We start from the raw sequence: 24,896 nt of genomic DNA, 5'->3' as shown, positions 1-24,896 counted from the left end.
TGCGTCAGGTGGACGGCGCCTCCTCGGCGTCGTCGTCGGGCAGCTCCTGGGGCACGCCCTCGGACGGCTTCCGGTGCCGCTCGGGGTCCAGGTCCTGCGCCAGCCGCTGCTCCACCTCGGGGGGCTGTTCCGCATCCGTCATGCCACGACTGTCCCCCTCCTCCCGGTCCCCGGCACCGCGGCACCGCTCCGCTCGGCACGCCCGCGGACGGCGTACCGTCCTGGCACGGAGCCGCTCAGGTTCCCGATGAGGGAGCACCCATGGCCGACAAGTCCCCTCGACACTCGATGTCGAAGAAGTCCGGCAAGTCGATCAAGGAGAAGCGCGTCGAGCGCAAGGCCAAGGCCGACGCCACGTCGCAGATGGAACGGCTGACACGGGACGGCAAGCGCTGAGCCCGCCGGCTCCCCGACCGTGAGACCCGGCCCGTGAGCACCGAGCCGCAGTCCCCCGACGCCCGCACCGCGAGCGGACGCGCTCCCGGCCAGCTCCCGGAGGGGAGCGCCGAGGAGCGCGCCGACATCGCCGAGGACCGGCGTCGGCAGCGGGAACTCGACGACGCCGAACTGGGCGGGGAGGCCTGAACGTCGCGCCCCCGGTGCCGCCGTCGGGTGACACCACCAGCCGGCGGCACAGGCGCCCCGGCGCGCGGGTCCTGCGCGGCCGCGGGAGTGACCGCGGGGGTAGCGTCGACACGGCTGGAGGAGGCCCCATCGCCACACACCGCGGACGCTGCGCTGACACCCATCTCGGCTGCCCCTGCCGGGGCGACGAGACCATCCACGAGGAGCGCGCCCGCGAACTCGGCGAGGCTCGCACGCGATCGCACGAGTCCGTCGCGTGCCCCGAGTGCGGGTCCGCCACGACGCCGCTGGCCCTCCTGGCGTGGGGGAACTGCCGGGCGTGCCGCACGGCCCAGTCCCGGCTGACCGACCCCCTGCGCTGGTGACCGGCGTCCCGGCCTGAGACCTGCCTCTCGTTCCGGGTGCAGGCCCCCGCACCGGCGAACAGCCCCGTACAGTCGGCGTCGGTCGCTGTCGTGCCTCTGCCTCGTTCCCGAACGTCCGCAGTCGTCTCTGCCTGACGTTCCTCTCGGTCCTGCCGGTCGGTGCGGCGACCCGGGACCGGTGTGTGCCGGTCCTGACACCCCCAGCACGGAGAAGAGAACGACATGGCTCAGGGCACTGTGAAGTGGTTCAACGCGGAGAAGGGCTTCGGCTTCATCGAGCAGGACGGCGGCGGCGCCGACGTCTTCTGCCACTTCTCGGCGATCACCGGGACCGGGTACCGGTCGCTGGACGAGGCGCAGCGCGTCGAGTTCGACATCACCCAGGGCCAGAAGGGCCCGCAGGCGGAGAACGTCCGCGCGATCTGAGCACCGGGAGCGGGGCCACGGCGTCGTCCGCCGTGGCCCCGTTCCTCCGCTGATCGCCTCGTCAGCCGGCCGGGCCCGACTCCGGCAGCGCCCCGTGCAGCTGCCGGCGCGAGCTGGTGTCGAACTCGGCGAACACCTCGCGCGGGTGCCACGACCAGCTCCCGCCGCGCGCGACCAGCCGGTCCGGTGCCGCGCACTCGCGGTCCCGACCGCGGAGCACGGGGCCCGCGCACGCCCGACGGGGCTCCGGTGCGTCGCTCCGGTGGTTGTCCGGGGGATCGCGCCGCTCCTACGATCGCCCGTGCCTCCTCCCCCGGCGGCCCGGGCACCACCGGGGTCCGGAGGACCGAGGACCCGTCAGGTGACGGGGTCCCGACCGGCGCGACGGCGCCGGGGACCGGGCGACACCCGGCCGGGTCCGCACCACCGCCGCACCCGCGCCGGCACGGGAGGTCGACCATGAGGATCGTCGTCATCGGCGGTACCGGGCGCATCGGCTCCTCCGTCGTCGCGAAGCTCGCCGCGCAGGGCCACGAGGCGGTCCCCGCCGCACCCTCCACCGGCGTCGACACGATCACCGGCGAGGGGCTGGCCGACGTGCTCGCCGGCGCCGCGGTGCTCGTCGACGTCTCGAACTCGCCCTCCTTCGAGGACGCCGCCGTCCTGGAGTTCTTCGAGACCTCGACCCGCAACCTCCTCGAGGCCGCGGCCGCGGCCGGCGTCGGTCACCACGTCGCGCTCTCGGTCGTGGGCACCGACCGCCCGAACGACATCGGCTACTTCCGGGCCAAGCGCGCCCAGGAGAAGCTGGTCCAGGGATCGCCGATCCCCTGGTCGATCGTCCACGCGACGCAGTTCTTCGAGTTCCTCGTCCCCATCGCGCAGGCCGCCACCGACGGCGACACGGTGCGCCTGCCACCCGCGCTCGTCCAGCCCATCGCGGCCGACGACGTCGCCACGGCGGTCGCCCGGACCGCGCTGGGCACACCACTCCACGGCGTCGTCGAGGTCGCCGGGCCCGAGGTCTTCCGGCTCGACGAGTTCGTCCGGCACGGCCTGCGCGCCCGGTCCGATCCCCGCACCGTCGTCACCGATCCCTCCGGCCGCTACTACGGCGCCGAGATCGAGGAGCGCACCCTCCTGCCCGGGGAGGGCGCCGTCCTGTTCGACACCCGCTTCGAGGACTGGCTCCGCACCGCGTCCCAGCGGTAGGTCGCGGAGCACCGGACCGGTCCCCGAGACCCCGGAGGGCGATGACCCGTGGACGACCCATCCGACGTCCCCGCGCCACGGACCCGGCACAGCCCGGCGCGAGCGGCCGGCGCGGACCCCGCGGCCCCCGCCGGGGCGAGCACCGCGCGCTCCCCGGGCCTGCCGGTCGTGGGCGAGCTCATGCGGCCGCCGACGACGATCGAGCCGGCGGCGCACCTGGCCGCGGTGGCCTACCTGCTCGCGCACGCGCACGAGTCGGCGCTCGTCGTGACGGCCGACGGCACCTCCGAGCCCCTCGCGGTCGTCACCGACGCCGAGATCACCCGGGCGGTCGCCGACGGTCGGGACCTCGAGACCACGCGCGTCAGCCAGCTGCTCCCCCGGCGGCCCTCGACCGTCAGCACCGGTGTGGACGCCGCCGAGGCCGCCCGGTTGATGCTGTCCACCGGGGTCCGGCACCTGCCGGTCGTCGACGGCCGGCGGCTGGTCGGGACGGTCGACCTCGCCGACGTCTGCCGGGCGCTCCTGGCGTCCGGGCTGGTCCCCGTCGCACCGGAGGCCCCCTGACCACGGCGCGACCGGGCCCGTGGCCTCACTGGTCCCCGGGCCCGGCCGCGTCCGCCGAGGGGTCAGCGCGCCGAGGTGGCCCGTCGGCCGGCGGTGCGTGAGGACTCCAGCACCGTCCTCGCGACCACGGCCGCGCACACCGCCGCGGTGGTCGCCACCACCGCGGTGACGCCGAGGGAGTCGGCCGCCAACGGGAGCAGCAGGACGACCACGGCGGCACCGAGGACCAGGCCCGGCCGGATGACCGGCCGGGCCACGAGCGGCACGTGCACCGCCCACAGCAGGACCAGGAACACGGCCACCGGGACGGTCACCGCGTAGCCGACGCCGACCGCGGATACGTCGAGGTGGTGGCCGGTCTGCTCGACCGCGACCTCGAGCCCGGCGCCGACGGCGGCGAGGGCCGCGAAGATGCCGTAGTGGCCGTAGCCCCACAGGAACGACCGGTCCCGGTGGGCGGCCAGGCCGGGCCCGGCCGGCTGCAGGAAGTACAGCCACCACAGCGCGAAGAGCAGCACCAGCGAGGCGACCCCGACGGTCAGCAGTGACCAGTGCAGGCCCCGCGCCGCGAAGGCCGCCTGCACCCCCGTGGAGGCGGCCAGCACGCTCTCGCCGAGCACGATGATCACGAACAACCCGTACCGCTCGGCGATGTGGTGCGGGTGCCAGCTGGTGCGCCGCGTCCGCTCCGCCCACCGCGGGACGGCCAGCTCCAGGACGACGAGGACGAGGAACACCGGCACCAGGGAGCCCTCCGGGAGCACGCCGGCCTCGGCCAGGACCAGGCGCACCTGCCAGCCGAGCTGCACGAGCGAGGTGCCCGCCGCGTAGCGCAGTGCCGTGCTGCGGCCCTCGGGGTGCTCGGCGGCGGCGCGCAGCCACTGCCCGACCAGGCCGACGCGCATCACCAGGTAGCCGACGGTGACCGCACGGTAGTCCGCCTCCTCGAAGGCCACCGGGACGCCGGCCGCGAGCACCAGCACCCCGGCCATCTGCAGCATGGTCAGCAACCGGTAGGGGACGTCGTCGGTGTCGTAGGACGAGGCGAACCAGGTGGAGTTCATCCACGCCCACCAGATGGCGAAGAACACCTGCAGGAAGGGCGCGACGTCCTCGAGCGCGTGGCCCGCGGCGATCCCGTGCGCCAGCTGCGCGGTGATGCTGGCGATGGCCACGACGAAGGTGAGGTCGAACAGGAGCTCCAGCGGGCTGGCGACCCGGTGCGGCTCGTCGCTCGCCCGCTCCCTCATCGGGACGCGGATCCGGCTCCTCGGGGCTCCGTCCTCACCCGTCACCCGGCCAGCCTAGGGACTGGGGGTGGCGGCGCTCCGGGACCAGTTCGCGTCGTCGTGCCACCGCGGCCGGCCGCCGCGCCTGCCGAGCGCGGCGCCGGGCCCGTTCGGTCAGCGTCTGCGCGCGGCGAGCACCCGTGCCTCGGCGTCCGGCCCCGGACCGACCGATGGCAGGCGCAGCACGAACACCAGCCCGAGCACCCACCACGCGGCCAGGATCACCCACTCGTACGGCCACACCAGCGCCGCCGGCATGCCGGGGAGGAAGAGGACCCCCAGGCCGACGGCGAGCACGGCGGCCAGCACACCGGTCGCCTGGCCACCGGGCGCGCGGAAGGGGCGGCTCATGTCGGGTTCACGACGCCGGAGGACGACGAAGCTCACCGCCACCATGATGTAGGCGACGGTGATGCTCAGCCCACCGGCGTCGACCATCCACACCAGCGTCTGCCGTCCGAAGAGCGGCGCGACGACGGAGAGCCCCCCGATGAAGAGCAGGGCGTTGCCGGGCGTGCGGTACCGGGGGTGGAGCCGCCCGAACCAGGCGGGCACCATCCCCGACTGCGCCAACGCGTAGAGCAGCCGGCTGGCCCCGATGAGGAAGCCGTTCCACGAGGTCAGGATCCCGGCGATGCCACCGATCACCAGGATGTCGCCCATCAGGTCGCTGTCCCACAGCGCCGCCATGCCGTCGGCGGCCGCCAGCTCCGAGGCGGCGAGCTCGCCGACCGGCAGCGACGACCCGACCGTCAGCATGATCAGGACGTACCAGCCGACGGCCATCCCCACCGAGAGCAGCAGCAGCTGACCGATCCGCCGGTGGGACAGGTCGATCTCCTCCGCCGACTGCGGGATGACGTCGAAGCCCACGAAGAGGAACGGCGTCGCCACCAGCACCGTGATCAGGCCGGCCGCGCCACCGGTGAACAGCGGCTGCATGTTCTCGGTGTCCCCGCCGACGAGGCTGCCCACGAGCAGCGCGAGCCCGACCGCGAGGAGGAAGAGGACCGCCACGGTCTGGAACACCGCGGCCGGCCGGACGCCGACGTAGTTGAGCGCGGTCATCACCACGGCCGCGACCACCCCGACCGCCGCCCAGCTGGCGTACACGTCGTAACCGGCGACCGTCCACAGCCGTCCGACCAGCATGTCCGGGAAGAGGTAGAGCATGGTCTGCGGCAGGGCGACCGCCTCGAACGCGACCACGGAGACGTACCCGAGGACCAGCGCCCACGAGGTGACGAACGCCGGCCGGCTGCCCATGGCCCGGAGGGCGTAGTTGTGCTCCCCACCGACGTGCGGCATCGCGGACACCAGTTCGGCGTAGGTCAACCCGACCAGGGCGACCACCACCCCACCGATGACGAAGGCGAGCGCGGCCCCGAAGGTGCCGGCACCCTCCAGGAAGCCGCCGGTGAGGACGATCCAGCCGAAGCCGATCATGGCCCCGAAGGCGACCGCCAGCACGTCCCACCGCCCGAGGGTCCGGACGAACCCGCCGTGCTCGCGCTCAGACATCGCAGCTCCTTCACCGGCCCGGAGGCAGAGGGAGTACCTGTCCGTCGACGGGATCCTCCCGTCCCCGCGCCGTCCCGGCACGGCGAGCCGAGGAGCACGCCGCCGCTGGGCGGAGCGGGCGCGGCCGGCTCGTCCCGCAGGGGTCAGTCGGTGCGGCTCCCGTCCGGGTCGGTCTCGCCGGCGGGCGAGGACGCGGAGTCCCCCGGCGCGCCGGACTCCGCGGTGTCACGGTCTGCGGAGCCGGGGTCCTGCGAGCCGGGGTCCTGCGAGCCGGGGTCTGCCGAGCCGGGGTCCGCCGAGCCGGGGTCCGGGGCGCCGGGCCCGGAGGTGGGCGGGGTCTCCGTGCCCGCGGAGTCGCTGGGTGCGCCGGTTCCGGTGGCGTCGGGCTCGGTGGCGTCGGGCTCGGTGGCGTCGGGCTCGGTGGCGTCGGGCTCGGTGGCGTCGGGCTCGGTGGCGTCGGGCTCGGTGGTCCCTGCCTCCGGTGCGCCCGTCCCGGGGGAGGTCGTCCCCTGGGCGCCGTCCTCCGCAGGTGCGGGGTCCGTCGTGTCGCTGGGCGCGGGAGGGCTCTCCGTGCCCGGCACGGCGGTCCCCGGAGCCGTGCCCGGCGCGGGCACGGTGTCGGTGCCGGCACCGGTCGGCGTCCCCGCGGTCGGGTCGGCACCGGGCGGGGACTCCGGCGCGGTGCGCACCGGGGCCTCCTCGGGAGCGGGCGCCGCGTCGTCCGCCCGGGACGGGGGCCCCGCCTCCGCGGGCCCGGGCGTCCCACCGGTCCCGGCGGGCTCCTCCACCGTGACCTCGGCGGGCGGCGGGGCCGGGGCGACCGCGACGTGGACCTGCACCCGGTCACCGGCGTGGAGCGGCGTGCCGACCGGGTCGACCCGCGTCACGGTGCCCGGGGGCGAGTCGGCGGTGACCTGGTCCAGCCGCTCCACCAGGAGGCCGAGCGCGCTCAGCTCGGCGACGACCTCGTCGACCGGACGCCCCCGGTGCTGATCCGCGTCCAGCACGACGCCGACGTCCGCGGATGCGGATGTGGATGCGGACGGCGAGGGGACCGCACCGGTGGCCCCTCCCCCGTCGGACGGGTCGCGCAGCGCCGCGAGGACGCCGACGACGAGGAGCACGAGCAGCGGGACGAGCGCCAGCGCCAGCACCAGCACCAGTGCCCGGCGACGCCGGGGCCGCGGTGGAGGGCTCTTCGGCGTCCCGGACCCGTGGGGCACCGGCGGGAGGGCAGGCCCGACGGGACGGGTGCGGGCTGCGGTGTCCTGCACCTGACGCCGGATCGTCCCCTCGACCGCACTCAGGAAGGCGCTCCCGTCGGCCAGGCGCGCCTCGGGGTCCTTGGCCAGCGCCGAGTCGATGAGCTCGCGCACCCCGGCGGGCAGGTCGGCGGGCAGCGGCTCCGGTTGTTCCTGGACCTGCTTGAGGGCGAGGGTCACCGGGTTGTCGCCCTCGAACGCGGCGTGCCCGGTGAGTGACTCGTAGCCGACCAGACCCAGGGCGTACACGTCGCTGGCCGGGCCGGCCTGCTGTCCCTGGGCCTGCTCGGGCGACATGTACTGCGGCGTGCCGATCACCTGACCGGTCCGGGTGAGCGGCACGCTGCCCGCCGACCAGGCGATCCCGAAGTCGGTCAGCTTCACGGCACCGTCGTCGCGGACCAGGATGTTCGCCGGCTTCACGTCGCGGTGGACGACGCCGGCGCGGTGCGCCTCGGCCAGCCCGGCCGCGGCCTGCTCGAGGACCGACAGCGCGGTCTGCGTGCTGAGCCGTCCCTCGGCGGCGAGACGCTCGGACAGCGGCGCGCCCTCCACGAGCTCCATGACCAGGTACGCGACGTTCTCCCCGGCCTCCGTCGTCGTCTCCCCGTAGTCCAGGACGGCGGCGATGTTCGGGTGACGCAGGGCCGCCGCGTGCCTGGCCTCGGCGCGGAACCGGGCGGCGAAGGTCGGGTTGTCGGCGTACTGGCTGCGCAGGACCTTGACCGCTACGGGACGGTCGACGTGGTGGTCGTGGCCGCGCCAGACCTCGCCCATCCCACCGGTGGCGATCAGCTGCTCGAGCTCGTAGCGGTCGCCCAGGATCTGCCGGCCCCTCTCGACCGTGGTCACGCCTGCTCCGTCCGTTCCGGTGTGCGAGGTCGCTGCCCGCCCCCTGTGGAGTTCCCCGCATCCGTGGCGCTACACGGCTCCGGGCGCACGCGGCGGGTCCCGGTCGCGACCGTCCCGCCGCGGCCGGGCCGTCGGAGGAGGCTGCACGGCCTCCCGGCAGCGGCACGGCAGCCCTGCGATCGACGGGTGACCGGCGCGGGCGCCGGGTACCTGCTGCACGCCCACCGACGGAACACGGTCCGGAGGTCCGCGGTGCACATGACGCCCCGGGAGCAGGAGCGCCTGTCGATCTTCACCGCCGCCGAGCTCGCCCGGCGGCGGCTGGCGCGCGGCGCCCGCCTGGGAGCGACCGAGGCGATCGCCCTGGTCTGCGACGAGGTCCTGGAGATGGCCTGGGACGGCCTGCCGCTCGGGGAGGTCGTCCGGCGCGCGGGGGACGTCGTGGCCGCCGACCAGGTGCTGCCCGGCGTGGCGACCACCGTGCCCAGCCTGCAGGTCGAGGCGCTCTTCCCGCACGGCACCTCCCTGGTGCACGTGCCCGAGCCGTTCGGCCCGCCGGACCCGGTGGGCCCGGGCGCCGTCCTGTCCCAGGACGGCGAGATCGAGCTCGCTCCGGGCCGCGACCGTCAGGCGGTGGAGGTGACCAACCGCGGCCGGCGGCCGGTGTGGATCTCCTCGCACTTCCCGCTCGAGGAGCTCAACCCGGCGCTGGAGCTCGACCGCGAGGCGGTCCGGGGCTTCCGGCTGGACCTCCCGGCCGGGGTCAGCCTGCAGCTCGCACCGGGCGCCACCCGCGTCGTCCCCGTCGTGGCCCGGGGCGGCCGGCGGTGAGCAGCCTCTCCCGCGACCGCTACGCCGCCCTGTACGGCCCCACGACCGGGGACCTGCTGCGCCTGGCCGACACCGACCTGTGGGTGCGCATCGAGGGGGACGACACCGAGCCCGGCGAGGAACTGCTCGGCGGCTGCGGCAAGACCGCCCGCCACGGGCTGCTCGTCACCGACCGTGCCCCCGGGGACAGCGCCCTGGACATGGTCGTGCTGGGCGTCGTGGTGATCGACCCCCTGCTCGGGGTGCGCAAGACGAGCATCGGCATCAAGGACGGCCGCATCGTGGGCACCGGCCGGGCCGGCAACCCGGACGCGACCGACGGCGTCGAACTGGTCGTCGACTCCCACACGGCGATGATCACCGGTGAGGGCCTGGTCGCCACGCCGGGCATCGTCGACTCGCACGTGCACCTGTCCAGCCCCGAGGTCGTCCCCGCGGCCCTGGCCGCCGGCGTCACCTCGCTGGTGGGCATGGGCATCGGCGGCGTCTGGGACATGGGCGCCAACCCGGCGGCCAACCTGCACACCCTCATCACGGGCTGGCGTGACGTGCCGGTGAACGTGGCCTTCCTCGCCCGGGGCTCGACGTCCTCCACCGACCTGCTCGAGCGGGCCGTGCTGGCCGGGTCGGGCGGGTTCAAGATCCACGAGGACTGGGGAGCGACCCCGCGGATCGTCGACACGTGCCTGGGCGTGGCCGAGGAGGCCGACCTCCCCGTGGCCCTGCACACCGACACCCTCAACGAGTCCGGCGCCCTGGCCGACACGCTGTCGGCCACCCGGGGCCGCACCGTGCACGCCTACCACGTCGAGGGCGGCGGCGGGCACCCCGACCTGTTGCAGGTGGTGACCGAGCCGCACGTCCTGACCTCCTCGACCACGCCGACGCTGCCGCTGACCGGGGCGACCGTCGAGGAGCTGCTGCCGATGACCCTGACCGTCCACCGCGGTCACGCCGGGGTCGACAGCGACGTCGCGATCGCCGGCAGCCGCGTCCGCGAGCACGGCATCGCCGCGGAGAACGCGCTGCACGACCTGGGCGCCATCAGCATCGTCAACTCCGACTCGATGGGCATGGGCCGCATCGCCGAGACCGCCCGGCGCACCTGGCAGGTGGCCCACGTGCAGGCGCACCTGGCCGGGGAGGCCGGGCCCGACCACCCGGCCAACGCGCGGGTGCTGCGGTACCTGGCGAAGATCACGCTGAACCCGGCCATCGCGCACGGCATGGCCCACGAGGTGGGGTCGCTGCGGCCCGGCGCGCTCGCCGACATCGCGCTGTGGCACCCGGCCCGGTTCGGCACCGCGCCCGAGCTCGTCCTCAAGTCCGGCTTCGTCGCGTGGGGCACCTCCGGGTCGGGCTCGGGCTCCACCCGGCTGACCCAGCCCCGCGTGCTGCGGCCCTACTTCGGCGGGCTGGGCGCTGCGCCGCGCCGGCTGTCGCGGGTCTTCGTCTCCGAGCAGTGCCTCGACGACCCCCGCGCCCGCGGGGCGCTGCCCCCGGGTGTGCGCTACGCCGCCGTCCGGGCGAGCCGCGGGCTGACCAGCGCGGACATGGTCCACAACACCGCCACCCCCGCGGTCGCCGTGCCGACCGGACCGGACCCCGTCCTCGTCGACGGCCGCCCGGTGCCCGTGCACCACGCCACCGACCTGCCGCTCACCCGCCTGCACTCCCTGGCCTGAACGGAGCCACCGTGCTCGACCTGCTGCTGCGCGACGTGCACGTGGTCACCGTCGACGACGCGCGCCCCACGGCGTCGGCCATCGGCGTGCTCGGCGGCCGCATCGTGGGGCTCGACGAGGAGGTCGAGTCGCTGCCCGCGCGGGCCGTCGTGGACGGCGAGGGCGCCGTGGTGGTCCCCGGGTTCGGCGACGCGCACAACCACATGGCCTGGTTCGGCCAGTCCCTGGGCGAGGTGGACCTCTCCGCGGCCGGCACCCTCGCCGCGCTCGAGGAGGCCGTGGCGCGGGACGCCGCCGCCCTGCCCCGCGACACCTGGGTGGTGGGCTCCGGCTACGACGACACGGTCATCGGCGCCCACCCCGACCGTCAGCTGCTGGACCGGGCCGGCGAGGGGCGGCCGGTGTGGCTCAAGCACCGCTCCGGCCACATGAGCGTCGTCAGCAGCGAGGTGCTGCGGCGCTGCGGCGTCCTGGACGGCGACGCCGACGCGCCGGCCGGAGGGGTCGTCGTCCGGGACGGCGCGGGGTCGCCCACCGGGCTCCTCCAGGAGCGGGCCCAGGAGCTGGTCGACGCCCTCGTCAAGCCCTATCCGGTGGACGACGTCGCGGCGGCGCTCGGCCGGGCGAGCGCGGTCTACGCCGCGGAGGGCCTGACCCACGTGGTCGAGGCCGGCATCGGCCTGGGCCTGCTGGGCCGCACCCCGGTCGAGGCCGCGGCCTACACCGTCGCCCGGGAGCGGGCGCTGCTGCGCACCCGCGTGGAGCTGATGGTCGCCAGTGACACGCTGCACCCGCTGAGGGCGCACCCCGACGACGACATCGGCGTGGGGCTCGACCTCGGGTTGCGCACCGGCTTCGGGGACGACCGGCTGCGCCTGGGCCCCATGAAGATCTGGCTCGACGGGTCTCTGATCGGCCGCACCGCCGCGCTCTCCTCACCCTTCTGCGACCACGGGACCGCGGTGTACCAGGACGACCCCGACCGGATGCGCCGCCTGGTGGTCGACGCGCACCGCGCCGGGTGGCGCGTGGCCGCCCACGCCATCGGGGACGACGCCGTCGACCTGGCGCTGGACGCCTTCGCCGAGGCCCGGCGGTCCTCGCCGCGCGACGACGTCCGACACCGCATCGAGCACGCCGGTGTCGTCCGCCCCGACCAGCTGGCCCGCTTCGCCGACCTGGGCGTGGTGCCCGTCCCGCAGCCGCGCTTCCTGTACGCGGTCGGCGACACCATGGCCGCCGCGGTCGGCCCGGAGCGGGCGGACTGGCTCTACCGGCACCGCTCCTTCCTCGAGGCGGGGCTGCGGGTGCCCGGCAGCTCCGACCGGCCGGTCGCCCCTGGTGCGCCGCTGCTCGGCATGCAGTCGATGGTCGAGCGGCTGTCCTCCGGCGGGGCCGTGATCGGCGCCGACGAACGCGTCGGCGCCGCCCAGGCGCTGCGGGCCTACACGATCGACGAGGCGTGGGCCAGCCACGACGAGCGCAGCCGCGGCAGCGTCAGCCCCGGCAAGCTCGCCGACCTGGTGGTCTTGACCGACGACCCGCAGCGCGTCGACCCCGACCGGATCGGCGCCATCGGCGTCCTGGCCACGCTGCTCGGGGGGACGCCGGTGCACGACACCGGTGTGTTCGCCGGCCAGGACCTGCCTGCCACACCCGACCAGCACACCCGAGGAGCGCACCCATGAGCGACTCGACCGCCGTCCCGGCCGGAGCCGGGGCGGGTCCCCGCACCGCGACACCGCACGCGACCGTGAGCAGCCGGGACGCCGGTCGCGTGGCCTTCGCCGCCTTCGTCGGCACCGCCCTGGAGTGGTACGACTACTTCCTCTTCGGCACCGCCGCCGCCCTGGTGTTCAACCGGCTGTACTTCAGCACGCTCGACCCCACGGCGGCGACGCTGGCCGCCTTCGCCACCTTCGGCGTCGGCTTCGTCGCCCGGCCGGTGGGCGCGGTCGTCTTCGGCGCGGTCGGGGACCGCATCGGCCGCCGCCCCGCCCTGCTGATCACGGTGGTCCTGATCGGTGCGGCGACCGGGCTGATCGGCCTGCTGCCGGACTTCGCCGCCATCGGCGTCGCCGCACCGGCCCTGCTGGTGCTCCTGCGCCTCGCGCAGGGCGTCGCCGTCGGTGGCGAGTGGGGCGGCGCGGTCACCCTGGCCGTCGAGCACGCCCCGCCGGACAAGCGCAGCCGGTACGCCGCCCTCCCCCAGCTGGGCTCCCCGGTGGGCACGCTGATGTCCTCGGGCGCCTTCGCCCTGGTCCTGCTGCTGCCCGACGCGACCTTCGACTCCTGGGGGTGGCGGCTGCCGTTCCTCGCCGCGTTCCCGCTGCTGGTCGTCGCCTTCTACATCCGCCGCCGCGTAGAGGAGTCGCCGATCTTCGACGAGCTGCTCAGGCACGAGGCCGACCGGCCCAAGATCCCGGCGGGTGAGGTCTTCCGGCACGCCTGGGTGCGGCTGGTCGTCGCCATCGCCGCGGCGTTCCTCGGCGTCGGCGGGTTCTACGTGCTGACCACGTTCGCGATCAGCTACGGCGTCGACTCCCTGGGCCTGTCCCGCGGCCTCATGGTCAACGCCACGCTCGTGGCCGCCGTCGTCGAGATGGTCGTCATCGTCGTGATCGGCCGGCTCGCCGACCGGCTGGGCCCGGGCCGGATGACGTTCTGGGGCGGCGTGGCCAGCGCCGTCCTGGCCTACCCGGTCTTCGCCCTGCTGACGACCCGCTCGCCGGCCGCCGTCGTCCTCGCCATCTCGGCCGGGATCGCCGCCCTCTCGATCGCCTACGCCGTCACCGGCGCGCTGCTCACCGAGCTCTTCCCCGCCCGGTACCGCTACAGCGGGGTCGCGCTGGCGTACAACATCGCCGGCGCCCTCAGCGGGTTCCTGCCCTTCGTGGCCACCGCCATGACCGGCGCCATCGGGGACGACCCGTGGGTGCCCGCGGTCCTGCTGATCGGGGTCTCGCTGGTCACCGTCGTGGGCGGGTTCGTCGGTGAGCGGATGCGCGTGCGCGACGAGGTCGTCGTCACCTGAGCGCCACTCGGTGCGGCACCATCCCCGGCAGCGGAGGGAGGCGACGTGTCCGGATCCAACGGGGTGGTGCTCGGACTGCCGTTCCGCGGCACGTGGCTGGCGCGGAACAGCCCCGCGCGGCGCGTGCCGAGCCACGGCACGCACCGGTTCGCCACGACGTACGCGATCGACTTCATCGCCGTGCGCGGACGGCGGACGGCGGCGACGCGGGACTGGCGCACCGTGCTGGCCACCGAGCCCGCGGACCGGTTCGTCGCCTTCGGGCAGCCGGTCCTCGCCCCCGCGGCCGGCCGGGTGGTGTCGGTCCACGACGGCGAGGCCGACCACGAGGCGCGGCGGTCGCAGCCGGCCCTGCTGCGCTACGCCCTGACCCAGGCGGCGCGGGCCCGCGGGGGTGCCGGCGCGCTCGCCGGCAACCACGTGGTCCTCGAGCTGGCCGACGGCGGCGGCTACGTCGTCCTCGCCCACCTGCGCGCCGGGTCGATCCAGGTGCGGGAGGGTGAGCCGGTGCCCGCCGGCCGGACGGTCGCCGCGTGCGGGAACTCGGGCAACTCGACGCAGCCGCACGTGCACGTCCAGGTCATGGACGCCGCGGACGCGTCCACCGCCCGCGGTCTGCCGATGTCCTTCCGCGACTACCGGGTCTGGCCACGCTCCGGCGGGCCCCCGGTGGTGGTGGACCGGGGCGTCCCGGGCGAGTCGGAGGTCGTCGAGCCGGTGTGACCGGCGTCCGCGGGCGCGCGGGGCCCGGGTGCGGGCCGGCCGGTCGCCGTGCCGGCCCGCACCAGCTCGGCCGCCTCCCGCTCGACCGCACCGGCGAGCCCGTCCAGGTCCCCCACGACCGCGGGGTCGGCGACCAGCCCGAAGCACAGCCGGTCGGCGGCGGAGAGCACCGCCACCCGGAGGGCGTGGTGCTGCGCGACCTCGGCGAGGGCGTGGACGGTCTCGACGCGGGCGCCCAGCACCGACACCTCCCGGTCGGGTCCACGGACGTCGGACACGTTGAGGGCGAAGGCCCGCCCGCTCCGCAGCAGCCGCTGCGACCAGTCGGCCAGGCGGGGTGAGAACCGGGCCGTCCGGGACATCAGCTCGTCGAGCTCCTGCGCGTCGGAGTGCGCCTTGCGCAGGGCGGTCTCCGCCCGGACGGCGGCCAGTCGGGCTGCCAGGTCCGGTTCGTCGATCGGGAGGTCCACCCGGAAGTACGAGTCGCGGTTGCCGACCGAGTCGCCCTCGGCGTGCAGGGTGACCGGCACCTTGACCCGCAGGTCGTGCAGCGGCCCGTGCCGGTGCTCCAGCCAGCGCCGCAGCGCGCCCGCCACGACGGCGAGCACCGCGTCGTTCACGGTCGCGTCGGCCAGCAGCCGGGCGGCGTCGTGCAGCGTGGACAGCGGGGCGTCGGCGAAGGCGACCTCGCGGTCGGGTCCCACCCGCGCGTCGAACGGCGAGCGGCGCAGCCCCGGGAGGACCTCGCCGGTCAGGACGGCGGCGCGGTGGTGGCGCGGCGGGTCGGCGCCGGGCGACCGCGGCGGCACGGCGCCGGGCGCGGGCCGGCCGGCCGCGGGCACCGGCGGCGGGTCCCAGAGCACGGCGGAGGCCAGGCGCATCGCCGTCGTCCCGTCGGCCAGGGCGTGGTGCACCCGCCACACCAGGGCCGCGCCACCCCCGGCGAGCGGGCCGACCAGGTCCATCCGCCACAGCGGCCGGCGGCGGTCCAGGTGCTGCGCGAACAGCCGCGCGACCTCGCCGCGCAGCCCGGCCGGGTCGAGCGGGCCGGCCGCGACGACGGCGCCGACGTGCGCCGTGACGTCGACCGCCTCGTCCGGAGCCCACACCGGCTCCTCGGCGGTCCCCGCCAGGCGCCAGGTCAGCCGCGGCGCGTCCGGGAGCCTCCGGGCCACCGCGTCGCGCAGTTCCTCCAGGGTCGGCGCCCCCGCCGGCAGGCGGACCACCGTGCACGTGTGCCCGACCAGCGACGGGCTCTCGAGGGCCAGGATGACTCGGTCCTCGGCGGTCAGCGGGACCTCCACGGGCGCAGCCTGCCGGTCCGGGGGCGCCTGCGACAACCCGGTGCCCGGAGCAGGGCCACCAGCCGGGTCCCGACGTCGGGCGGCCCGCTCCGCCCGCACCGCCATCCTGTCGGTGGCGACGGCGAGGATCGGGGCATGGCTGCCTTCTTCCTCCCGCGGGCGACCGACGACGAGCAGGCGGAGCGGCTCTACGCCGCCCTGGCCGAGTTCGCCGGGTGCGAGCCGGCCCCCGCCAGCCGGCGCGTGCACTCCATCGCCTTCTCCTCCCCCGACGGAGCCGAGTGGGTCGCCGAGGTCGGGGAGGAGCTGAGCGGACGGCGGACGACGCGGCAGCTCCGCCGCGGCGAGCTCGTCGAGCGCACCGAGCACCTGTCGTCGTCCTCGCGGGTGCTCGCCGTGTACCCGGGCACGCCGTTCGTCGTCGTCACCGACGCCGCGCCGATCACCGGTGCGCCGTCGGAGTGGGCCAACCCGTTCTCCGCCACGCCGGAGGAGGTGACCTGGTTCGACCCGGCCTGAGGCCGGCGCCCGCGCCCGGACGCCCGGCCGGCCGGTGGCCGGTGTTGGATCGGCCGCGTGGACGGGACGACGGGGCTGTACGTGCACCGGGAGGGCAGCGGTCCCGCGCTGGTGCTGCTGCCGGGTCTGGGGAGCACGCTGGCGGAGTTCGGAGCGGTCGTGCCGCGGTTGGCGCAGCGCTACGACGTGCTGGCCCTCGACCTGCCCGGGCAGGGTCGGTCCCCCGCCCTGCCCCGGTCGGTCCGGCCCCGCGTCCCGGCACTGGCCGACGCCGTGGAGCGCGAGCTCGACCGGCAGGGGGTCGGCGCGCCGCACGTGCTGGGCGTGTCGCTCGGCGGTCGCCTCGGTCTCGAGCTGGCCCGGCGGCAGCGGGCACGGTCGGTGGTCGCGATCGCCCCGACCGGTCCGATGACCCCTCCCGAACGCGCCTACCAGGCGGCCGCTCTCGCCGGTGCCCGGCTCGCCTTCGGCGCGCTCGCCCCGGCCGCCGGTCCGCTCCTGCGCCCGGCCGTCCTCCGCACCGCCGTCCTGGGTCTGCTCCGGGCGCGCGGGTGGCGCACGCCCGCCGGCGAGGCGGCGACCCTCGTCCGCGGCTTCGCGGAGGCCGAGGACTTCTGGCGGCTGCTCCGGCACGCCGTCCTGCCCGAGGCCACGATCGACTTCTGGGCCGTCTCGTGCCCGGTCGTCGTGGCGCAGGGGAGCCACGACGTCCTCACGCTCAGCCAGGCCGCGTGGCTGGCGCTGCTCGTCCCCGGCGCGCGCTTCCGCGTCCTGCCGCTCGCCGGGCACAGCGCCGTCGCCGACGTGCCCGCGCGCGTGGTCCGGCTCGTCGACGACGCCGTGGCCGCGGCCGGCTCCTGGACCGCCGCGCGGCCTACCGGACCAACGGCCTGAGGACGAACCCCGCCAGCGCGAGCGCGTCGGCCGCCAGCGGGATCCGCCCCACCAGGGGGTGTCGCTGCAGCGAGGTGTAGAGGCTGCGCGGCCGGGCGCTGCGGTCGAACCCGTCCCGGGCGGTGTCGTAGCGGCCCTCCAGCGGGGCGAACAGGTTGTCCGGGGCGTCGGCCGCCTTGGGCTCCCCGGTGTCGTGGGCCTCGAACCCGAAGCGGGTGAGGAGCGCGTCGAGCAGGCGGGGGGCGACCTTCTCCCCCACGATGAGCGCCTTCGCCGACCCGCCGACCACCAGGTCCCGCACGGGGTGCTGCGCGGCGTACAGGACGGCGTCCACCACGACGTCGGGCTGGTAGATCGGCGGGGGCGCGACCGGCTTGACGCCGATCTTGGTCCGGGCCTGGTCGAACAGCGGCGTGTTGATCGTCGCGGGCATGACGTTGGTGACGCTGACCGGCAGCTGTTCCTTGCGCACCTCCATCCGGAGCGTCTCGAGGAACCCGTCGATGCCGTGCTTGGCGGCGCAGTAGGCGGTCTGCAGAGGCACCCCCCGCTTCGCGCCCATCGACGAGATGGAGACCAGCGCCCCGCCCTCGCGGCGGAGGTGCGGGAGGGCGGCCATCGCGCCGTGCACCTGCCCCATCAGGTTGACGTCGATCACCCGCTGGAACTCCTCAGGCGTCGTCTCCTCGAACGGCGCGACGAGCAGGACCGCGGCGGCGTGCACCCAGGTGTCCAGCCGGCCGTACTCGGTGACCGCTCGTTCGGCCACCCGCCGCACCTGAGCCGGATCGGTGACGTCGGCGACCTCCGCGCAGGCCTGCCCGCCACCGGCCCGGATCTCCTCGACCAGCGACCGGAGCCCGGCCTCCCCCCGGGCTGCGACGACGACCCGCGCCCCCTCCGCGGCGAACCGGGCAGCAGTCGCCCGGCCGATCCCGCTCGACGCGCCCATGACGACGACGACCTGCTCGCGCACTGGCTTCAACTCCGGCTTCGGCATCGGGGTCCCGTACCCCGCCGGGAGCCGGCGAACGGCCCTGGGCCCGGATGTGGCACGAACGACACCGCCCCGCCGTCGCACGTGCACCCGTGCGCTCGTCTACCGTCCGGACGGTAGGGGCGCTACGGTCGGGCCGGCAGACCGGTCGACCGAAGGAGAGGGCAGTGCGCCTGGTTCGGTTCACCACTGCGGAGGGTCCACCCTCCATCGGCGTCCTGTCAGGCGGCACCGTCGTCGCCGTGGCCCCGGCCGACCACGATGGCGACGCGCGGCTGCTCGAGATCGCGATGAGCCGGCAGCGGCCCGACGAGACCGGGCCCGCGTTGCCGGTCGAGGAGGTGACCCTCCTGTCGCCGCTGGCACAGCCGGCCAGCATCCGCGACTTCCTCACCTTCGAGGACCACTACGCGAACTTCCTCCTCGGCCAGACCGGGGCCGCCGACATCCCGGCCGAGTGGTACCGCACACCGGTGTTCTACTTCACCAACCCCGCGGTGGTGCACGGACCGGACTCCGAGATCCCCCGCCCGGAGACCGCGTGCCTCGACTACGAGCTCGAGGTCGCCGTCGTGCTGGGGCGGGGCGGCAGCGACGTGTCGGTCGAGGAGGCGCCCGACCTGATCGCGGGCTACACCCTGTTCAACGACTTCTCGGCCCGAGACGTGCAGCGGGTCGAGATGGCCCTGGGGCTGGGGCCGAGCAAGTGCAAGGACTTCGCGCACGCCCTCGGCCCCTGCCTGGCCACGCCGGACGAGTTCGGGGGCGTACCGGGCGCGCCCCGCGGCCGGGTGCGGGCCCGCGTGAACGGCCGCGAGTACGGCGGGGACGACCTCGGGAACATGCAGCACTCCTTCGCCCGGTTGATCGCGCACGCCTCGACGGCGTCCCGACTGCGGCCGGGTGACGTCCTGGGCTCCGGGACGGCGGCCACCGGTTGCATCATGGAGCTGGCCGGCCTGCACGGCGGCGAGGCCTTCCCCTGGCTGCAGCCCGGCGACGTCGTGGAACTGGAGGCCGAGGGCATCGGCGTCCTGCGCAACACGATCGGCGCGCGCCGTGGCTGAGGCCGCGGAGGGAACGGCCGGCGGCGACGCCGATGAGGTCCTGCTGCGGGCGATGATCGACCGACTGAGCAACTGGGGCCGCTGGGGGCCCGACGACCAGCGAGGCACGCTCAACCACATCGGTCCCCAGGAGGTCCTCGCCGCCCGGGAGTGCATCCGCACCGGCGAGGTGGTGTCGATGACCCTCCCCTACGACTCCGCGGGCCCCCAGATCGGCGGGATCGGACGCAACAACCCGCAGCTGTTCCCGCTGGCCACGGGGACCGACTACCTGGCCGGGCGACAGGACCCCCTGCCCGGGTCCTGGGGGCCGGCCCGCGGCATGGGCTACGCCGACGACTACCTGGTCACCCCGACGCAGGTCGGCACGCAGTGGGACTCCCTGGCCCACGTCTTCTTCGACGGGCACATGTACAACGGCCGCTCGGCAGCCGAGGTGGACAGCCACGGGGCCCGGCACAACGGCATCGAGAACTACCACGGCCGGCTGGTCACCCGCGGCGTCCTGCTGGACATCCCGCGCCTGCTGGGGGTCGACCACCTCGCGGAGGGCACCCCGATCACCGTCGAGCACCTGGAGGCCGCCTGCGCGCGCCAGCGGGTGGAGGTGCGCACCGGCGACGCGCTCGTGGTCCGCAGCGGCTTCCTGGAGCACCGCCGCAAGGACTGGGGCGACTACGGCCGGGGTGGGGACGCCCCCGGGCTGTCGCTGCACACCCTGCCCTGGCTGCACGAGCGGGAGGTCGCCGCCGTGGCCACCGACACCTGGGGGGTCGAGGTCCGGCCGAACGAGATCGGCTTCTTCCAGCCCTTCCACATCGTCGGCCTGACCCACATGGGGCTGGCGATCGGCGAGATCTTCGATCTGGAGGCGATCGCACGGGCCTGCGCGCGCGACGGTCACTCCGACTTCTTCTTCTGCGCCGACCCGCTGCCGCTCACCGGCGGCATCGGCTCCCCCGTGAGCGCCCTGGCCGTCCGCTGACGCCTCCGTGCCGACGGCTCTCCCCCGTGGCGCGCGGCCGGACTACCGACCGGGCACGGTCGAGGGCGCACGGATCCCCTGGAGCACGAGCGTCAGGAACCGGTCGGCCACCTGACGGGCACTCAGCGCACCGCCCGGTCGCAGCCACTGGTAGGTCCAGTTGCACATCCCGAGGATCGCCAGCGCGGCGACCTCGACGTCCTCGATGACGAAGCTCCCGTCGGCGACGCCGTCCCGCAGGGTCGCCAGGAGCAGCCCCTGGTACTCGTCCCGCTTCACCGTGATCCCGCGACGCTGCTCCGCGGGCAGCTCTCGGTAGTGCTCGAAGAAGATCCGCAGCCGGCCGGGGTAGAGCTCCATCAGGCTGACCAGGTCGAAGACGATGCCGTCGAGCCGCTCCACCGGCGAACCGGCCCGCTCCCGGGCCCGGACCAGCAGGTGGTCGATCATCTCCTCGTGGATCTCCACGAGGATGAGGTCCTTGTTGGAGAAGTAGTAGTACAGCGACGCCTTCCGGATGCCCACCTCCTGGGCGAGCACCTCCATGCTGGTCTCGTGGTAGCCGCGCTGCTCGAAGAGCCGGGCGGCCACGTCGATGATCTGCGCTCGACGCGAGACCCCGTCGGTCCGGTCGGCCATGTCAGGTCCCCGCTCCTTGCCGGTGCGCGCTGCGACGGCGGTCGCCGTCAGCGGCCGAACCTACCAACCGGCCGGTAGCCAGGCGTCCCCTCCGCGGGTGGGCTCAGGCCTCCTTGACAGGGCGTGAGGCGCACCACAACACTCACCTACCGGCCGGAAGGTAGAACCCTCGCTGGCACATCGGCGTGCCGGGAAGGACCAGCCCGTGACCCAGTCGCCCCCTCGTCCCCGCCCCCATGACGACGGCGAGGTCACCACGCCGCCACCCTTCGCCGTCACGCCGGAGGCCGACGCCGACCACGCCGTCGACCGCGAGCCCTCCCCCGGCCGGGCCCACCCCCTGCGCCGGGACGGCGACCTGCTGCTGACCGGTCGGGCGGAGTTCCTCGACGACATCGCACTGCCCGGCCTGCTGCACGCGGCCGTGCTGCGCAGCCCGCACCCCCATGCCCGGGTCCTGCGCGTGGACGCGACCGCGGCCCAGCAGGCCCGCGGCGTGCGGGCCGTGCTCACCCCCGCGGACGCCAACGCCCAGGCCGCTCCCCTGCCGGCCTTCTTCGAGCCGTCGATCGTGGGCGGCAAGACCAGCACGTTCCGGGTGCTGGCCGGCGAGAAGGTGACCTACGTCGGCGAGGCGGTCGCCGCCGTGGCAGCAGAGACGCTCGCCGACGCCGAAGCCGCCCTGGCGCTCATCGACGTCGAGTACGAGGTCCTGCCTGCCGTCGTCGACGCCGAGGACGCGATGGCCCCAGGCGCGCCGCTGGTCTTCGAGGAGTGGGGCGACAACGTCCTCGCGGTCTTCCCGTTCGCGGAGGGGGACGCGGCGGCGGCCATCGCGGCCGCCCCTCACCGGCTCTCCGGCGAACTGCAGACCCAGCGCCACCACACCGCCCCCATGGAGACCCGCGGCTACATCGCCAGCTGGGACCGGGCCGGCAAGTTGACCTTCTGGGGGTCGACGCAGAACCCGTACCCCCTGCGCACGAACCTCTCCACCGTCCTGGGGCTGCCGGAGGACCGCATCCGGGTGATCGCCACCCGCCTGGGCGGCGGCTTCGGCCACAAGTTCAACGGCTACCCGGAGGAGCCCCTGGTCTGCCTGCTGGCACGCGCCGCCGGTGGCCCGGTCAAGTGGGTCGAGACCCGCGCGGACGCCCTGCTCGTGGGGGCGCGCGAGTTCTCGCACCGGTTCACCGTCGGCTACGACGACACCGGACGGATCCTCGGGATCCAGGACCGCGTCGTCGGCAACATCGGCGCCCTGGGCACCTGGGGCGGCTGGAGCATGACGTTCCCGGCCGGGATGACCTTCCCGGGGCCGTACAAGGTCGCCGACTACGACATCCGGTCGCACGCGGTCGTCACCAACAAGGCCCCCTGGAACGGAGCCCGGGGCTACGGCAAGGAGACCGCCTGCCTCGCGCTGGAGCGCATGGTCGACCTGATCGCCGCCGAGCGGGGACTCGACCCGGCGCGGGTGCGGCGGGTCAACTTCATCCCCGAGGACGAGTTCCCCTTCTGGACCGCCGCGAAGCACCTCGACAGCGGCAACTACGCCGGCGCCCTGGACAAGGTGCTGGCGCTGTCCGACTACCCGGGCCTGCGCGCTCGTCAGGAGCAGGCGCGTGCCGGAGGTCGGCTGTTCGGCATCGGCCTGGCCTTCGAGCTCACACCCGAGGGCGGCGACTTCGCGGGGAGCTTCGTCCGCGGGTTCGACACCTCGACGGTCCGGGTGTACCCCAGTGGCGCGGTCACCGTCCTGACCGGCGTGACGAGCCCCGGGACCGGCAACGAGACGAGCATCGCGCACCTGGTGGCCGCGGAGCTCGGCATCCCCAGCGAACAGGTGAGCGTCGTCCAGGGCGACACCGACACCTGCCCGTACGGGTTCGGCAACTTCACCAGCCGAAGCCTGGCCACGGGCGGCGCTGCCGCCGTCCTGGCCGCCAGGGAGATCCGCAGCCGGATGGCCGACGCCGCGGCCGCCCTCCTCGACCGTCCCGCCGACGACCTGCGCTTCGCCGACGGCAGGGTCACCTCCGCGAGCGATCGGACGGCGGACCTGGCCTTCGCGGAGGTGGCCGAGACGGTGTACCGCCGGGGCCTCGCCGCGCCGGGCCTGGACCAGCCGCTGCTCGAGGTCACCCGCGTGGACCTGCCACACAACTTCCACCACGCACCCGACGACCAGGGACGGTTCAGCGCGTACCCGAGCTTCCCCTACTCCGCGCACGTGGCCGTCGTGGACGTCGATCCCGAGACCGGCGTCGTGGACCTGCTCGAGTTCCACGCCGTGGACGACTGCGGCAACGTCGTCAGTCCGCGCTTCGTCGAGGGCCAGCTCTACGGGGCCATCAGCATGGGCATCGGCGGGGCCCTCTGGGAGCACCAGCCCTACACCGACGACGGGCAGCCGGTCGCCACCCAGTTCAAGCACTACCTGACCCCCCGCGCCGGCGACCTGCCCACGTTTCGGCTGGACTCCCAGCACACGCCGAGCCCCTTCACCCTGCTCGGCACGAAGGGCGCCGGCGAGAGCGGCGTCGGCGGCGGCCTGGCCGCCTGCGTCAACGCCGTCAACGACGCGCTGCGCCCGCTGGGGGCGACGGCCCACCGACTGCCGCTGAACCCCCCTCACGTCCTCGCCGCCCTCGACGCGGCCAGCACCCGCGGAGGCGCCCGGTGATCCGGACAGCACTGCGCTACCACCGGTCCACCACGCCGGAGGAGGTCAGCGCCCTGCTGGTGGCGCACGCCGGAGACGTCGCCGTGCTGGGCGGCGGCACCCAGCTGCTGCCCCAGATGAACCGCGACCAGGTGCACGTCGGCCACGTGGTCGACCTCCGCGGGCTCGGCTTGCGCCGCATCGAGGTGACCGACGAGCAGGTCGTCCTCGAGGCACTCGTAACCTACGCCGACGTCCTCCGGTCCGCCGACCTCGATCAGGCCGCTCCCCACCTGCGGCGGGTCGCACGCGGCGTGACCGGTGGTCGGCAGATCCGCAACACCGGCACCCTGGCGGGCTCCGCCTGCTTCGCGATGCCGGGGTCGGACGCTCCGGCCGCACTGGTCGGGGTCGACGCCACGTTCCGGTTGTGCGGGCCGGACGGTGAACGAGAGGTCCGGGCGTCGGACTTCTACGTCGACGCGTTCACCACCACCCTGGGCACCGGTGAGTTCCTGCGGGCCATCACCGTCCCGCGCACGGCCGCCGCGACCGGCTACGCCAAGGTGAAGCACAGCTCCGGCAGCTGGCCGATCGCGACCGCGACCGCCCGCCGGTCCGACGGCTCGATGACCGTGACCCTCGGCAGCGTGCAAGCGACCCCTCTGCACGTGGACGTGTCCGAGCTGGTCACCGACGGCCCCGTGGACCGGGCGGCGCTGGCCGACCGCGTCCGCGGCGCGGTCACCTCACCGTGGACCGACGTCCTCGCACCCGGTGACTACCGGGCCCGCATCGCGAGCGCCGTCGCCGCCCGTGCCGTCTCCGAACTCGAGGGAGTGCCCGCATGACCGTCGACCAGACCCCGTCCCCCCTCCCCGAGGACGTCGAGGACGTCCCCGGCCGCACGATCTCCCTGACCGTCAACGGACGGCGCAGGCGGGTACGGATCGACGACCGCCAGCTCCTCGTCGAGGTTGTCCGCGGCCAGCTCGGCCTGATCGGCACGAAGATCGGCTGCTACAACGGCGACTGCGGCGCCTGCACGCTGCAGGTCGACGGCGAGATCACGAAGTCGTGCCTGGTGCTGGCCGCCTCGGCCGACGGAGCCGAGCTCACAACGATCGAAGGCGTCGGCGGACCCGACGGCGGGCTGGACGAGATCCAGCAGGCCTTCTGGGACAACGACGCCTTCCAGTGCGGCTTCTGCCTCCCCGGTCACCTGTTCGCCACGCGGGACCTGCTCGACGCCGAGGACGACCCGAGCGAGCAGGACGTCCGTGATGCCCTGGTCGGCAACCTGTGCCGCTGCACCGGCTACGTCAACCTGGTCAAGGCCGCGCTCGACGCCGCGCAGCGCCGTCGGGCCCACGGCACGGCCGGCCGACCCGCCGCGCAGTCCGCTGGACCGCGACCGGCCGACGCCTGCACGCTGCACCACTGACGTCCGCGGCCGGCTCCCGCCCCGACGCCT

The 24,896-nt window shown here is 75.0% G+C and carries 24 protein-coding genes; 16 read left to right on the top strand and 8 right to left on the bottom strand.

All coding sequences use genetic code 11. The annotated features are described in order from the left end of the window. Nucleotides 1-4: 4 nt before the first annotated feature. Nucleotides 5-142: a hypothetical protein gene (locus ACI79C_RS17025; protein ID WP_456946855.1), complete on the bottom strand. Its 138-nt coding sequence runs from the start codon at nt 140-142 to the stop codon at nt 5-7. A gap of 287 nt (nt 143-429) precedes the next feature. On the opposite strand from ACI79C_RS17025, the gene ACI79C_RS17020 reads away from it, so the two are divergent. Together ACI79C_RS17020 and ACI79C_RS17015 are read left to right on the top strand one after the other, a co-directional pair. Then, nucleotides 430-585, top strand: coding sequence for a hypothetical protein (locus ACI79C_RS17020; protein WP_456946854.1), 156 nt, complete (start codon nt 430-432; stop codon nt 583-585). A gap of 587 nt (nt 586-1,172) precedes the next feature. Then, nucleotides 1,173-1,376: a cold-shock protein gene (locus tag ACI79C_RS17015; RefSeq protein ID WP_456946853.1), complete on the top strand. Its 204-nt coding sequence runs from the start codon at nt 1,173-1,175 to the stop codon at nt 1,374-1,376. Nucleotides 1,377-1,437: 61 nt separating this feature from the next. Here ACI79C_RS17015 and ACI79C_RS17010 read toward each other — a convergent pair whose 3' ends face one another. Continuing rightward, complete coding sequence (locus ACI79C_RS17010; protein WP_456946852.1) at nt 1,438-1,596, bottom strand: hypothetical protein; 159 nt, start codon at nt 1,594-1,596, stop codon at nt 1,438-1,440. Nucleotides 1,597-1,835: 239 nt separating this feature from the next. On the opposite strand from ACI79C_RS17010, the gene ACI79C_RS17005 reads away from it, so the two are divergent. Beyond that, nucleotides 1,836-2,588 carry an SDR family oxidoreductase gene (locus ACI79C_RS17005; protein WP_456946851.1) on the top strand — a complete coding sequence of 251 codons (753 nt, stop codon included), beginning with the start codon at nt 1,836-1,838 and terminating at the stop codon, nt 2,586-2,588. 48 nt (nt 2,589-2,636) lie between these two features. Then, complete coding sequence (locus tag ACI79C_RS17000) at nt 2,637-3,155, top strand: CBS domain-containing protein (protein ID WP_456946850.1); 519 nt, start codon at nt 2,637-2,639, stop codon at nt 3,153-3,155. 62 nt (nt 3,156-3,217) lie between these two features. Here ACI79C_RS17000 and ACI79C_RS16995 read toward each other — a convergent pair whose 3' ends face one another. The 3 genes from ACI79C_RS16995 to ACI79C_RS16985 form a co-directional block, all read right to left on the bottom strand. Then, on the bottom strand, nt 3,218-4,405 hold the full coding sequence (locus tag ACI79C_RS16995; RefSeq protein ID WP_456946849.1) for a low temperature requirement protein A: 1,188 nt from the start codon (nt 4,403-4,405) through the stop codon (nt 3,218-3,220). Nucleotides 4,406-4,558: 153 nt separating this feature from the next. After that, nucleotides 4,559-5,965: an APC family permease gene (locus ACI79C_RS16990; protein ID WP_456946848.1), complete on the bottom strand. Its 1,407-nt coding sequence runs from the start codon at nt 5,963-5,965 to the stop codon at nt 4,559-4,561. 143 nt (nt 5,966-6,108) lie between these two features. Further along, nucleotides 6,109-8,079, bottom strand: coding sequence for a protein kinase domain-containing protein (locus ACI79C_RS16985; protein ID WP_456946847.1), 1,971 nt, complete (start codon nt 8,077-8,079; stop codon nt 6,109-6,111). A gap of 186 nt (nt 8,080-8,265) precedes the next feature. Between ACI79C_RS16985 and ACI79C_RS16980 the strand changes: the two genes are divergently transcribed. From ACI79C_RS16980 to ACI79C_RS16960, 5 genes are read left to right on the top strand one after another with little or no spacing between them, the layout of a single operon-like run. After that, nucleotides 8,266-8,910, top strand: a complete 645-nt coding sequence (locus ACI79C_RS16980) for an urease subunit gamma (RefSeq protein WP_456946846.1) — start codon at nt 8,266-8,268, stop codon at nt 8,908-8,910. Beyond that, the gene (locus ACI79C_RS16975) at nt 8,907-10,595 is read left to right on the top strand and encodes an urease subunit alpha (protein ID WP_456946845.1); all 1,689 of its coding nucleotides are present in this window, start codon (nt 8,907-8,909) and stop codon (nt 10,593-10,595) included. The genes ACI79C_RS16980 and ACI79C_RS16975 overlap by 4 nt, the downstream gene beginning before the upstream one ends. An 11-nt stretch (nt 10,596-10,606) precedes the next feature. Next, nucleotides 10,607-12,283 (top strand): amidohydrolase, encoded by a 1,677-nt coding sequence (locus ACI79C_RS16970; protein WP_456946844.1) that lies wholly within the window; start codon nt 10,607-10,609, stop codon nt 12,281-12,283. Continuing rightward, complete coding sequence (locus tag ACI79C_RS16965) at nt 12,280-13,629, top strand: MFS transporter (RefSeq protein WP_456946843.1); 1,350 nt, start codon at nt 12,280-12,282, stop codon at nt 13,627-13,629. Before ACI79C_RS16970 ends, ACI79C_RS16965 begins: the two co-directional genes overlap by 4 nt. Nucleotides 13,630-13,674: 45 nt before the next feature. Beyond that, nucleotides 13,675-14,352: a M23 family metallopeptidase gene (locus ACI79C_RS16960; RefSeq protein WP_456946842.1), complete on the top strand. Its 678-nt coding sequence runs from the start codon at nt 13,675-13,677 to the stop codon at nt 14,350-14,352. Here ACI79C_RS16960 and ACI79C_RS16955 read toward each other — a convergent pair. Beyond that, a complete protein-coding gene (locus ACI79C_RS16955) occupies nt 14,265-15,656 on the bottom strand; it encodes a wax ester/triacylglycerol synthase domain-containing protein (RefSeq protein WP_456946841.1) in 1,392 nt (463 codons plus the stop codon). The two genes, ACI79C_RS16960 and ACI79C_RS16955, sit on opposite strands and share 88 nt — an antisense overlap. A gap of 135 nt (nt 15,657-15,791) precedes the next feature. On the opposite strand from ACI79C_RS16955, the gene ACI79C_RS16950 reads away from it, so the two are divergent. After that, entirely contained in the window at nt 15,792-16,175 is a 384-nt protein-coding gene (locus ACI79C_RS16950) for a hypothetical protein (protein WP_456946840.1), read from the top strand. Between the two features lie 57 nt (nt 16,176-16,232). Further along, nucleotides 16,233-17,069: an alpha/beta fold hydrolase gene (locus ACI79C_RS16945; RefSeq protein WP_456946839.1), complete on the top strand. Its 837-nt coding sequence runs from the start codon at nt 16,233-16,235 to the stop codon at nt 17,067-17,069. On the opposite strand, the gene ACI79C_RS16940 is transcribed toward ACI79C_RS16945, so the two are convergent. Next, a complete protein-coding gene (locus ACI79C_RS16940; protein ID WP_456946838.1) occupies nt 17,050-18,069 on the bottom strand; it encodes an SDR family oxidoreductase in 1,020 nt (339 codons plus the stop codon). The two genes, ACI79C_RS16945 and ACI79C_RS16940, sit on opposite strands and share 20 nt — an antisense overlap. Nucleotides 18,070-18,233: 164 nt before the next feature. Between ACI79C_RS16940 and ACI79C_RS16935 the strand changes: the two genes are divergently transcribed. Both ACI79C_RS16935 and ACI79C_RS16930 read left to right on the top strand, forming a co-directional pair. Then, entirely contained in the window at nt 18,234-19,133 is a 900-nt protein-coding gene (locus ACI79C_RS16935) for a fumarylacetoacetate hydrolase family protein (protein WP_456946837.1), read from the top strand. Further along, on the top strand, nt 19,126-20,118 hold the full coding sequence (locus ACI79C_RS16930; RefSeq protein WP_456946836.1) for a cyclase family protein: 993 nt from the start codon (nt 19,126-19,128) through the stop codon (nt 20,116-20,118). Before ACI79C_RS16935 ends, ACI79C_RS16930 begins: the two co-directional genes overlap by 8 nt. Before the next feature lie 42 nt (nt 20,119-20,160). On the opposite strand, the gene ACI79C_RS16925 is transcribed toward ACI79C_RS16930, so the two are convergent. Continuing rightward, nucleotides 20,161-20,757, bottom strand: a complete 597-nt coding sequence (locus ACI79C_RS16925; RefSeq protein WP_456946835.1) for a TetR/AcrR family transcriptional regulator — start codon at nt 20,755-20,757, stop codon at nt 20,161-20,163. A gap of 205 nt (nt 20,758-20,962) precedes the next feature. On the opposite strand from ACI79C_RS16925, the gene ACI79C_RS16920 reads away from it, so the two are divergent. The 3 genes from ACI79C_RS16920 to ACI79C_RS16910 are packed head-to-tail and all read left to right on the top strand — an operon-like array spanning nt 20,963 to nt 24,866. Then, nucleotides 20,963-23,443 (top strand): xanthine dehydrogenase family protein molybdopterin-binding subunit, encoded by a 2,481-nt coding sequence (locus ACI79C_RS16920; protein ID WP_456946834.1) that lies wholly within the window; start codon nt 20,963-20,965, stop codon nt 23,441-23,443. Further along, the gene (locus tag ACI79C_RS16915; RefSeq protein ID WP_456946833.1) at nt 23,440-24,273 is read left to right on the top strand and encodes an FAD binding domain-containing protein; all 834 of its coding nucleotides are present in this window, start codon (nt 23,440-23,442) and stop codon (nt 24,271-24,273) included. Before ACI79C_RS16920 ends, ACI79C_RS16915 begins: the two co-directional genes overlap by 4 nt. Further along, on the top strand, nt 24,270-24,866 hold the full coding sequence (locus ACI79C_RS16910) for a (2Fe-2S)-binding protein (protein WP_456946832.1): 597 nt from the start codon (nt 24,270-24,272) through the stop codon (nt 24,864-24,866). Before ACI79C_RS16915 ends, ACI79C_RS16910 begins: the two co-directional genes overlap by 4 nt. The last annotated feature ends 30 nt before the right edge of the window (nt 24,867-24,896 follow it).

This window comes from Geodermatophilus sp. SYSU D00697, from assembly GCF_054050175.1.
This window is presented reverse-complemented; position numbering and strand designations above follow the sequence as displayed.